Origin of the sequence: Mycobacterium sp. E3298, from assembly GCF_001666895.1 — a bacterium.
In the GTDB taxonomy this organism is placed as follows: domain Bacteria; phylum Actinomycetota; class Actinomycetes; order Mycobacteriales; family Mycobacteriaceae; genus Mycobacterium.
This window is the reverse complement of the sequence record NZ_LZJB01000148.1, coordinates 1-9,793: the sequence shown is the minus strand read 5'-3', so window position 1 is coordinate 9,793 and position 9,793 is coordinate 1. Positions and strand designations below refer to the sequence as shown.

12 protein-coding genes and 2 pseudogenes are annotated in these 9,793 nt (G+C 68.9%); 6 read left to right on the top strand and 8 right to left on the bottom strand.

The annotated features are described in order from the left end of the window. Window positions 1–21: 21 nt before the first annotated feature. The 4 genes and pseudogenes from A9X05_RS06810 to A9X05_RS06795 form a co-directional block, all read left to right on the top strand. Window positions 22–270, top strand: a pseudogene (locus A9X05_RS06810) (response regulator transcription factor); the annotation flags it as partial. A gap of 314 nt (window positions 271–584) precedes the next feature. Then, window positions 585–959 carry a hypothetical protein gene (locus A9X05_RS06805; protein ID WP_067780168.1) on the top strand — a complete coding sequence of 125 codons (375 nt, stop codon included), beginning with the start codon at window positions 585–587 and terminating at the stop codon, window positions 957–959. Between the two features lie 99 nt (window positions 960–1,058). Next, window positions 1,059–1,328 (top strand): hypothetical protein, encoded by a 270-nt coding sequence (locus A9X05_RS06800; RefSeq protein WP_067780165.1) that lies wholly within the window; start codon window positions 1,059–1,061, stop codon window positions 1,326–1,328. A 2-nt stretch (window positions 1,329–1,330) separates the two neighbouring features. Next, on the top strand, window positions 1,331–1,798 hold the full coding sequence (locus A9X05_RS06795; RefSeq protein ID WP_067754011.1) for a nitroreductase family deazaflavin-dependent oxidoreductase: 468 nt from the start codon (window positions 1,331–1,333) through the stop codon (window positions 1,796–1,798). Here the strand turns inward: A9X05_RS06795 and A9X05_RS06790 are convergent. The 3 genes from A9X05_RS06790 to A9X05_RS06780 are packed head-to-tail and all read right to left on the bottom strand — an operon-like array spanning window position 1,795 to window position 3,780. Continuing rightward, the gene (locus tag A9X05_RS06790; protein WP_067754014.1) at window positions 1,795–2,151 is read right to left on the bottom strand and encodes a DoxX family protein; all 357 of its coding nucleotides are present in this window, start codon (window positions 2,149–2,151) and stop codon (window positions 1,795–1,797) included. The two genes, A9X05_RS06795 and A9X05_RS06790, sit on opposite strands and share 4 nt — an antisense overlap. 9 nt (window positions 2,152–2,160) lie before the next feature. After that, entirely contained in the window at window positions 2,161–3,306 is a 1,146-nt protein-coding gene (locus tag A9X05_RS06785; protein WP_067754017.1) for an SPFH domain-containing protein, read from the bottom strand. Between the two features lie 36 nt (window positions 3,307–3,342). Beyond that, window positions 3,343–3,780 (bottom strand): NfeD family protein, encoded by a 438-nt coding sequence (locus tag A9X05_RS06780; protein WP_067754020.1) that lies wholly within the window; start codon window positions 3,778–3,780, stop codon window positions 3,343–3,345. A gap of 57 nt (window positions 3,781–3,837) precedes the next feature. Between A9X05_RS06780 and A9X05_RS06775 the strand changes: the two genes are divergently transcribed. Beyond that, window positions 3,838–4,764, top strand: coding sequence for a hypothetical protein (locus tag A9X05_RS06775; protein ID WP_067780162.1), 927 nt, complete (start codon window positions 3,838–3,840; stop codon window positions 4,762–4,764). Here the strand turns inward: A9X05_RS06775 and A9X05_RS06770 are convergent. The 3 genes from A9X05_RS06770 to fabG1 are packed head-to-tail and all read right to left on the bottom strand — an operon-like array spanning window position 4,761 to window position 7,389. Further along, a complete protein-coding gene (locus A9X05_RS06770; RefSeq protein WP_067780159.1) occupies window positions 4,761–5,771 on the bottom strand; it encodes a ferrochelatase in 1,011 nt (336 codons plus the stop codon). The two genes, A9X05_RS06775 and A9X05_RS06770, sit on opposite strands and share 4 nt — an antisense overlap. A 6-nt stretch (window positions 5,772–5,777) precedes the next feature. After that, complete coding sequence (gene inhA, locus A9X05_RS06765; RefSeq protein WP_067780156.1) at window positions 5,778–6,587, bottom strand: NADH-dependent enoyl-ACP reductase InhA; 810 nt, start codon at window positions 6,585–6,587, stop codon at window positions 5,778–5,780. A 34-nt stretch (window positions 6,588–6,621) separates the two neighbouring features. Beyond that, complete coding sequence (gene fabG1 / locus A9X05_RS06760) at window positions 6,622–7,389, bottom strand: 3-oxoacyl-ACP reductase FabG1 (protein WP_067754029.1); 768 nt, start codon at window positions 7,387–7,389, stop codon at window positions 6,622–6,624. 164 nt (window positions 7,390–7,553) lie between these two features. Between fabG1 and A9X05_RS06755 the strand changes: the two genes are divergently transcribed. Continuing rightward, window positions 7,554–8,393 carry a type IV toxin-antitoxin system AbiEi family antitoxin gene (locus tag A9X05_RS06755; protein WP_067780153.1) on the top strand — a complete coding sequence of 280 codons (840 nt, stop codon included), beginning with the start codon at window positions 7,554–7,556 and terminating at the stop codon, window positions 8,391–8,393. Between the two features lie 63 nt (window positions 8,394–8,456). Here A9X05_RS06755 and A9X05_RS06750 read toward each other — a convergent pair whose 3' ends face one another. Together A9X05_RS06750 and A9X05_RS06745 are read right to left on the bottom strand one after the other, a co-directional pair. Further along, on the bottom strand, window positions 8,457–9,464 hold the full coding sequence (locus A9X05_RS06750) for a VWA domain-containing protein (RefSeq protein ID WP_067754035.1): 1,008 nt from the start codon (window positions 9,462–9,464) through the stop codon (window positions 8,457–8,459). A gap of 43 nt (window positions 9,465–9,507) precedes the next feature. Further along, a pseudogene (locus tag A9X05_RS06745) lies at window positions 9,508–9,793 on the bottom strand (DUF58 domain-containing protein); the annotation flags it as partial.

Below are 9,793 nucleotides of genomic sequence, written 5' to 3'. Positions count from 1 at the left end.
ACCGGCGCTCACAATGGAGTCATGACGAACTGCCCGCGCCCGGCCGCCGGCCACTTCAGCGTCGGCACGCCGCGGATTCTGGTGGTCGAGGACTCGGAGACGATCCGGGAGATGGTCAGCGAAGCGCTGACCGACATCGGCTATCACACCGAGGGTCGTTGTGACGGTGACGGTTTGGAGGAGGTGCTCGATGGGCTGCGGCCGGACCTGGTGGTGCTCGACGTCATGCTGCCGGGACGCGACGGATTCGACCTGATCGACGTCATCCGCGGCGTGCCGACGCTGAAGTGGCCGGCGGCCGGGCGCGGGCAGTTCGTCATGACTCCATTGTGAGCGCCGGTGCTGAAACCAACCTGAAGCCGCCGCGGTGCCCCTTCCGTCCCGGCAATCCCAGATTTATCAGGAACGCCGGGATGTGACCAGGTGCCCGCCTCTGAGCGACAATCCGCCCCCGGCAGGGCCATTTCGCGTTTGTCGCTGCGAGGCGGGCACAACGCCGCTGCCCTTCGCTGGTGACAGGAGTGGCGGACGGGGCCGCAGTTTCTTCAGGTCCACTTCAGATGCGGCCCCTACCGTCCGAAGCCATGACCACAAACGAGGAGATCGACACCAATCCGCCGCCGCCCCGGCAACCACGTGAACCCCGCCGCTACGCCACCGGTGTCGTGGTCGGCGCCGGGGTGGCGGGCGCGCTGATCGGCGCGGTCGGCACCATCGCGGCCATCGCCTTCGCCTGGATCATCAGCGCGGGCCCGCCCGGTCCGCCGCCGCTGCCGGGTCCGCCGCCGATGATGGGACTGCATCAGGGTCCACCGCCGCCGCCGATGGGTGGGCCCATGCCCGGGGGTTTCGGGTTCGCGCCGCCACCCGCGCCGCCCGGGCCGCCGCGAGGCTTGGTCCCGCCGCCGGGCGAGGCCTTCCCGCCGTCGCCGCCGCCCTCCGCTGCCCCGCACAGCTGACCGGCCTGCCGCCGTCGCGATCCGGCGAATCGTGGCGGCGGCAGCCGTCTCGCCAGTAGCGTCTGAAGTCACCGACATCCGACGACCGTGGGGAGCCGCATGACCTCGGACAGCATCGGAACCCGCCGCTTTCCCGCCGGCGTCGCCATCGTCGCCGGGCTGGCCGGCCTGGTACTCGGCGTCCTCGCCACCCTCGCGATCACCGGGTTGGTGTGGACGGTCCGGGTTCAGCTTCCCCCGCCGCCATACCCGCCGCCGCTGTCGTCACAGTCGGCGGGCGGAGGGTGCATCTACACCTCACCGCCATTGCCGACGTCCGCGCCGGCCGTCGTCCCCGCGCCGCCGTTGCCGCCGGCGCCCCACGCGTAGCGGTGCCCTCACTTTCCGAGCTCGCCGGACGCCTGCTTCGGTCGCGCCGACTGGTGCGCGCGCCGATCTGGCTCTTCAAGGCCCGCGCGGGCGCGCTGTTCGGCTCCCGCATGCTGATGCTCGAACACACCGGTCGCACCTCGGGCGCGCGGCGCTACGCCGTCCTCGAAGTCGTCGACCACCCCGCCCCAGGCTCCTACGTGGTGGCCTCCGGCTTCGGCCGAAAAGCGCAGTGGTTCCGCAACATTGAAGCCAATCCGCGGGTGCGGGTCTACACCGGCAGTCGTGCCCCAAGACGAGCCACGGCACGCGTGATGGCCCAGGACGAGGTGGACCGCGCCCTGGCCGCCTACCGCAGCCGTCACCCGAAAGCGTGGGAGCGGATGCGGCCCGTGCTGGAGGACACGCTCGGCGCGTCGATCACCGACACCGGCGCCCCGCTGCCGTTGGTCGAGCTGCGCCTCGACTAGGCGCGGTCGGGACCCTTCGCCGTCATCACGGCGAAGGTCACCAGGAACGCCGCCGCCGGAAGCGCGTTGGCGACCTTGTCCCGGACCCGGATGTGCGCGCCGAGCGCCAAGACGAAATAGAGCGTCAACATCGCGGTGGTCAGCCTCGCCAGCGCGGGGAAACGGGTGACCGACAGCAAGCCCACCGCGGCGGCCGCCTTCACCACCGGCAGCACGGGCCGAACGTTTTCCGGCAGCCCGACGTCATCCAGAACCTTTTTGATCGGGGCCACCTGGACGCCGCACAACACCGCGTCGACTGCATGGAACGCGCCTAGCGCGACGTACGTCTTCGGCGACGTGAAAACGCTCATGGAGCAATCCTATTGGGTCAATTGCGGCGGTGCCCCCGGCATAGTGCCATCCACCGGCTGGCGGGCGCTCGCCTCGGCCTTGGCCACCGCCTGCGCGATCGCGGGATCGGTTTCGGTGGAGAACCAGTCGGCGACGTCGGCGTCATCGTCGGCGCTGTGCTTGGGTGCGTCCTCGACCGGTGACGGCTGGAATCTGAACACGCCGTCCTCGCCGGGGGTACCCAGGAGTTTGGTGAATCCCTGCAACGCCGCGCTGAAGTCGCTGGGCACCACCCAGACCTTGTTGGCGTCACCGCGCGCCATCTCCGGCAGCGTCTGCAGGTACTGGTAGGCCAGCATCTCCGGGGTGGGCCTGCCGGCCTTGATCGCGGCGAAGGTCTTCTCGATGGCCTTGGCCTGCCCCTGCGCCCGCAGGTAAGCCGCGGCGCGCTCACCCTGGGCCCGCAGCATCCGGGACTGCCGGTCGGCCTCGGCGGCCAGGATCGCGGCCTGTTTGGCGCCCTCAGCCGCCAGGATCTGCGCCTGCTTGGCGCCCTCGGCCTGTGTGATCGCGGCCTGCCGGTTCCCTTCGGCGGTCAGGATCATCGCCCGCTTCTCACGGTCGGCCTTCATCTGCTTTTCCATCGAGGCCTGGATCGACGGCGGCGGGTCGATGCTGCGCAGCTCGACCCGCGCGACCCGCAGGCCCCAGCGGCCGGTCGCCTCGTCGAGGACGCCGCGCAGCTGGCCGTTGATCATGTCGCGGGAGGTAAGCGTCTGCTCGAGCGTCATCCCGCCGACCACGTTGCGCAGGGTGGTGGTGGTGAGCTGCTCGACGCCGACGATGTAGTTGCTGATCTCGTAGACGGCGGCCTGCGGGACGGTGACCTGGAAGTAGACCACGGTGTCGATGTTCAGCGTCAGGTTGTCCTCGGTGATGACCGGCTGCGGCGGGAACGACACCACCCGCTCACGCAGGTCCACCCGGGCGCGCACCCGGTCGATGAACGGGACCAACAGCGTCAGCTGACCGCTGACCGTCCGGCTATATCGCCCCAGCCGCTCGATCACCGCGGCCTCGGCCTGCGGTATCAGGGCGACCGACTTGGCCACCACGATTATGGCGAATATCACCAGGACGGCTAACAACACCAAACCAGCAACCGCACCTTGCACGGGAGTTCCTCTCTCTCACAGCGTCTCTCGCATCCGTTATGGATTGCTCCTGAAGACGACCGCCGTGGCGCCATCGATCTGCAGGACGGTCACCGACTCCCCCGGTTCGTAGACATCGCCCTCGTTGAGCGGACGCGCCGTCCACACCTCGCCGTCGAGCTTCACCTGACCCTCGTCGCGGCCGATCCGCTCGAGCACCAGCGCCTTCTTGCCCTCCAGCGCCTCGATACCCAGCCGCGGCGCGTGCGCCGGTGTCAGCCGCCGCCGCAGCGCAGGGCGCACCAGCACCAACAGCAGGACGGAGACGATGAGGAACACCGTGCCGTTCGCCCAGCCGGGCCAGTCCGTCAGCCAACTTGTGATTGCCGCCGCCAGCGCCCCGCCGCCGAGCATCACCAAAAACATATGGCCGGTGAGCGCCTCCGCACCGGCAAGCACCAGCGCGAATATTAGCCAAAGCACCGCAGCGTGCATGCGGTCAGAATACGCGTGATCCGCCTTTGCCGGGCAAAACAACTACACTGCGGAATCGTGTGGTGTCCCAGTGTCTCGCTGTCCCTGTGGGCCAATGCCTGGCTCGCGGGCAAGGCCGCGCCCGACGACGTGTTGGACGCGTTATCGGTATGGGCTCCAAAGCAATCGGTCACCGCGTATGATGCGGTCGCCGCCGGCCACACCGGGCTGCCGTGGCCGGATGTGAACGACGCCGGGACGGTGACGCTGCTGCAGACGCTGCGCGCCGCGGTCGGCCGATCGACACCCTCCGCGGACGGCGCGGGGCGGCTGCTCGGAACCATCAATGTGCTTTTGCCCGTGCCCGGCGATGTGCGCGGGCTTGCCCCGGGGACGCAGTTCGAGCGCGACGCCCTGGCCGCCGGCGAAGCGATCATCGTCGCCAATCCCAACGATTCCGCCACCGCCGTCGGGCTGGTCCCCGAGTTCTCCTACGACGAAGACGCGGCGGACTTCCCGGAATTGTGCGCGCTGTCCTGGACCGTGTACTCGCTGCCCGGTGCGCCGGTGCTCGACCACCACGAGCTCGGGGACGCCGAATACACGCTGCGGTCCGCGGTCCGATCGGCCGCCGACGCGCTCGGCGCGATCGGCCTCGGATCGGCCGCGGCCGACGTCGAGGATCCGCGCGGACTCGTCGAGCAGTTGCTGGAATCCGCACGGCAACACCGGATTCCCGACCATGCGCCGTCCCGCGCGTTGCGGGTGCTGGAGAACGCCGCCCACGTCGACGCCATCATCGCGGTCAGCGCCGGACTGAGCCGCTCCCCCGACTCGCCGGATCGGTTCACCGCGCCGGTGGTCGCCGTTCCGGAACCGTTCGGCACGCAATCGTCTTCGGAGGCACGCATCGCCAGTGACGCGCTGCGGCCGTTGACCGCCGTCGTGCGGTCGGCGCGAATGGCCGCCGTCACCGCGATCCTGCACTCCGCGTGGGCTGACTAGCCGGCTTCGGCCGCGGCGCAGTGCGGCGGACGGCACGGCGCGCCGTCGACGCTGGCGAGACAACCGGGCACCGGGTCGGGGCCGGTCACCCTGGTGGGGGCGCGGCCGGTGCGCAGCTCGTCGATCAAATCGGCTGCGAGCCGGGCGAATCGGCGATCTGCGTTGGGTGTGGCGGCCCGGGCGAACGCCAGACCCGCCGCCTCGGCCTGGGATCGCAATTCCTCGTCGAGATCCCACACCACCTCGATGTGGTCGGCGACGAACCCGATCGGGCAGACGACGACGGCCGTCGTGCCCGAGGCGGCCAGCGCCGCGAGATGGTCCTCGACGCTGGGCTCCAGCCACGGCACCTGCGGCGGCCCGGACCGCGATTGCCACGCGAGATCGAAGTCGGCGTAGCCGGCCGCGGCGGCGACCAGCCTTGCGGCGTAGTCGACTTGGCGACTGTAGAGCCTGGGGCCGAGGCGCTGGTCGGCGGCCACCGGCACCGAATGCGCGGTGAACACCAGGCGGGCGCCCTCGGGCACCGTCCGCGCGGCGGCCCCGACGGTGCCGGCGAACATCTCGACGAACAGCGGGTGGTCGAAGTACGGGCGCAGCTTGACCAGCTCGGGCGCGTCCGGCCCGGCGGCCTGCCGCGCCCGGGCGATGTCCTCGGTGTACTGCGTGCAGCTGGAGTAACCGCTCCACGCCGACGTGGTGAACACCGCGGCACGGCGAACCCCGTTGTCCCGCATGGCCGCAACGGTGTCTTCGACGTAAGGTTCCCAGTTGCGGTTGCCGAAGTAAATGGGCAGGTCCAGTTCCGCCCGCAGCTCGCCGATCAGGGCGCGGTTGATGCCGTTGATCGGTGACACCCCGCCGAAATGCAGGTAGTGCTGGGCGACGTCGTCGAGGCGTTCGGGCGGCACGTTGCGGCCGCGGGTGACGTTTTCCAGGAACGGCCGTACCTGCTCGGGGCCCTCCGGCCCGCCGAAGGACAGCAGCAGGACGGCGTCGAATTCCATTGGCGATTAAAGCAGTTGGGTGCTGGCGCCGCCGTCGGCGAAGATGATGGTGCCGGTGGTGGCCGGCAGCCAGTCCGAAAGCAGGGCGCACACCGTCTTCGCCACGGGCGTGGGGTCCTTCATGTTCCAGCCGATCGGCGCCCGCTGGTCCCAGCCCTCTTCCAGTAGCTGCATCTGGGCGCCGGCCTCCTCGCCGAGCGCACCGCCGACGATGGCGGACATCGCCAGGGTCCGGATCGGCCCCGCCGCAACCAGATTCGAGCGAACACCGAACTTGCCGGCCTCGCGGGCCACGAACCGGTTGACCGATTCGAGCGCGCTCTTGGCCACCGTCATCCAGTTGTAGGCCGGCATGGCCCGGCTCGGGTCGAAGTCCATGCCGACGATGGACCCGCCGGGGTTCATGATCGGCAGCAGCGCCTTGGCCAGGGAGGCATACGAGTACGCGGAGATGTGGATGCCCTTGGCGACGTCCTCGTAGGGCGCGTCGAAGAACGGGTTGATGCCCATCCCGGTCTGCGGCATGAAGCCGATCGAGTGCACCACGCCGTCGAGCTTGTTGCCCTCACCGATCTCGGCGGTGACCCGCTCGGCGAGCGTGTCCAGGTGCTCCTCGTTCTGCACGTCGAGTTCGATCAGCGGGGCCTTCTCCGGCAACCGGTCCGCGATGCGCTGGATCAGCCGCAGCCGGTCGAACCCGGTGAGCACCAACTGCGCCCCCGCCTCCTGGGCGACCTTCGCGATGTGAAACGCGATCGACGAGTCGGTGATGATCCCGCTGACCAGAACCCGTTTGCCCTCGAGCAGTCCTGCCATGTCCGTCCTTAATGTCGATGTGTCGGGGCCGAATTCAGTGGCCCATGCCCATGCCGCCGTCAACCGGGATGACCGCGCCGGCGATGTAGCCCGCATCCTCGGACGCCAGGAAGCTGACCGCCCCCGCGACGTCCTCGGCGGTGCCGACCCGCTTGGCCGGGATGAATTCCAGTGCGCCCGCCTGGATCCGCTCGTCGAGCGCGCGGGTCATCTCGGTGTCGATGTAGCCGGGGGCGACCACGTTGGCGGTCACCCCGGCCTTGGACAGCTCGCGGGAAATCGAGCGCGCCATGCCGATCAGGCCGGCCTTGGCGGCCGCGTAGTTGGCCTGGTTTCCGATGCCCCACATGCCCGACACCGACCCGATGAAGATGATGCGGCCGAACCGCTTGCGCTGCATGCTCCGCGACGCCCGCTGGGCCACCCGGAACGCCCCGGTGAGGTTCGCGTTGATGACCTCGGTGAAGCGCTCCTCGGTCATCCGGATCAGGAAGGCGTCTTTGGAGATGCCGGCATTGGACACCAGCACCTCGACGGGCCCCTGGTGCTCCTCGACCTCTTTGAACGCCCGGTCGACGGCCTCGTTGTCGGTCACGTCACACACCACGCCGAACAACCCCTCGGGCGCCCCGGATCCGCGGTGGGTGACGGCCACCTTATGGCCATCGGCGGCCAGCCGCTGCGCGATCGCCAGTCCGATGCCCCGGTTTCCGCCCGTCACCAGGACTGAGCGGGATACGAATGCGGGTTTGCCGCCGGTGGCGGCACTTTCGGTGGTGTTCTCGGTGGCCGTGTCAGTCACCCCGCCAACCTAGCGCCTTGCCGCGGTCGCCCCGAAATCGCCCCGGGCTGAAATGTCCCTCCTACCAGGCCGCGGTCGTAACGCTGTGGCGAGATATCGAACGAAAATCCGCCACCACGTTACGACCGCCTCGACTTGTCGGTGTGACTCAGCACACTTTCGCCATGACGGATCCTTTCGTGGGCAGTGAAGCCCGCGCCGCGCGGCTGGTGACTCGCCATGAGCTCCGAACTCGGTACATTGCGCTGCACCGGGACGTCTACATGCCCAGAGATACGGAATTGACCGCTGTGTTGCGCGCCAAGGCGTCCTGGCTGCGATCGCGGCAACGAGGCATCCTGGCAGGCTTCTCGGCCGCCGCGCTCCATGGTGCTCGCTGGATCGACCCGGCGCGACCTGCCGAGATCATCGATTGCAACCGCCGACAGGCCGCGGGAGTGCGGGTCTGGGAAGAGCGCGTCGAAGCCGACGAGATCACGGTCGTCGACGGGATGCGTGTCACTACGCCGGCCCGTACGGCCCTTGACCTGGCGAAGCGCCATCCGAAGGAAACCGCAGTCGCCGCCATCGATGCCCTCGTGCAGGCGACCGACCTGAAGATGGCCGACGTCGAGCCCCTACTCGAGCGGTATCGGGGGCGCCGGGGAATGAAAGCTGCTCGCGTCGCCCTCGGACTCGTCGACGGTGGGGCGCAATCGCCCAAGGAGACCTGGTTGCGGCTGCTGTTGATTGTGGCCGGGTTTCCGGCTCCGCAGACACAGATCCCTGTGCTCAACGAATGGGGCTGCGTCGTGGCGTATTTGGACATGGGCTGGGACGACATCAAGGTCGCTGTCGAGTATGACGGCGATCAGCATCGCTCGAGTCGCTATCAATACGTCAAGGACGTCCGCCGGCTGGAGACGCTCGAGCGTCACGGGTGGATTGTCGTCAGAGTCATCGCCGAACATCACCGCGACGAAATAATCCGCCGGGTCAGCGAGGCGCGCGCTTCGCGAATGTAACCACACTGCGAAAATCCGGGCCGGCAATCGCAGCCAGCTTACGCTCGCGGGCTGGAACCCTAATTACGTCGGCAGGCGGCGGTTGATGAGCAGGGCCGCGAGCGCGGCGAGCGCCAACACCAGCGCCCCGAGCCGAACCCAGCCCACGCTGGCGTCGCCCTTGATGGTCTCGTAGCCGATCTGCTGCTGCAGCGTCGCGTAGACCGCCTTCAGCTCCGCCAGGCTCGCGGCGTTGTACCAACTGCCGCCGGAGAGCTCGGCGACCTTCTTCATCGTCGTGTCGTCGACGGGAACGGGCTGGCGCTGGTCGTTGATCTCGACGAAGCCGTACGGGGTGCCGAACGAGATCGTCGAGATGGGCACGCCCTGGTCCTTGGCGGTGCGCGCGGCGGTGAAGGCGCCCTTCGGGTTGTCCGGATTGGTCGGCATCGTCTCCTTGCCATCCGAGAACAGCACGATGCGCGCCGGTGGCGGCTTGTCGCCGCCGCCGATCACCGCGCCGACCGTCGCGATCGCCTGCAACGCGGTGAAGATGCCCTCCCCGGTGGCGGTGCGGTCGGCGAACTGCAACTTGTCCAGCGCGTTCTTCGTCGCGTCGCGGTTGGTCGTCGGCGACACCAGCACGGTGGCCGTGCCCGCGTACTCGATCAGCCCCAGGTTGATGCCCGGGGTCAGCTCGTCGGCGAACTGCTTGGCCGCCTCCTGCGCGGCCGCCATCCGGTTGGGCTGCACATCGGTGGCGCGCATCGACTGCGACACGTCGATCACCAGCATCACCACCGCCCGGTTGCGGGGAATGCGGACGTCGTTGGTCGGCCCCGCCATCGCGATGGTGAACAGCACCAGCGACGCCACCAGCAGGATCGCCGGCACGTGCCGCCAGCGCGAAGGGCGTTGGGGCGCAACGCTTTCCAGCAGCTCCATGTTGGCGAAGCGCAGCATCCTTCGCTGCCGCGCCAGCTGCATGAGGATGTACATCGCGGCCAGCCCGAACACGACCAACAGGAACAGGAAGAACCAGGAGTGTGCGAAGCCGGACAGCGATATCGGCCCGAGCAATGGCAGTGTCATAAAACCGTCTTGGTGTGTCTGTGCGCCTCGGTCAAAGTGCCCGTCACTGCCGTCCCGCCATCGCCCCGCGCCGGCGGGACTCGACGAAGCGGACGATGTCGGCGATCCAATCGCGGTCGGTGCGCAGGGTCAGTATCGGCGCCCCGCAGCTGCGCACGGTGCGCGCCACCTCGGCGCGGTGCGCGGCGGCAGCCCTGGCAAAATCGTCGCGCAGCTGGGGATCGATGGTGAACTCGCGGGTGACCCCGGATTCGGCGTCCTGCAGCACGACGTCACCGATGTCGGGCAGCTCGACGTCGCGGGGGTCGAGCACCTCGACGGCCAGCACC

Bases quoted from the DNA above. Each gene is read 5' to 3' on its own strand.
- A9X05_RS06805 (WP_067780168.1), top strand. From the start codon at position 585: ATGACCACAAACGAGGAGATCGACACCAATCCGCCGCCGCCCCGGCAA.
- A9X05_RS06800 (WP_067780165.1), top strand. From the start codon at position 1,059: ATGACCTCGGACAGCATCGGAACCCGCCGCTTTCCCGCCGGCGTCGCC.
- A9X05_RS06790 (WP_067754014.1), bottom strand. From the start codon at position 2,151: ATGAGCGTTTTCACGTCGCCGAAGACGTACGTCGCGCTAGGCGCGTTC.
- A9X05_RS06780 (WP_067754020.1), bottom strand. From the start codon at position 3,780: ATGCACGCTGCGGTGCTTTGGCTAATATTCGCGCTGGTGCTTGCCGGT.
- A9X05_RS06770 (WP_067780159.1), bottom strand. From the start codon at position 5,771: ATGGAATTCGACGCCGTCCTGCTGCTGTCCTTCGGCGGGCCGGAGGGC.
- inhA (WP_067780156.1), bottom strand. From the start codon at position 6,587: ATGGCAGGACTGCTCGAGGGCAAACGGGTTCTGGTCAGCGGGATCATC.
- A9X05_RS06755 (WP_067780153.1), top strand. From the start codon at position 7,554: ATGACGGATCCTTTCGTGGGCAGTGAAGCCCGCGCCGCGCGGCTGGTG.
- A9X05_RS06750 (WP_067754035.1), bottom strand. From the start codon at position 9,464: ATGACACTGCCATTGCTCGGGCCGATATCGCTGTCCGGCTTCGCACAC.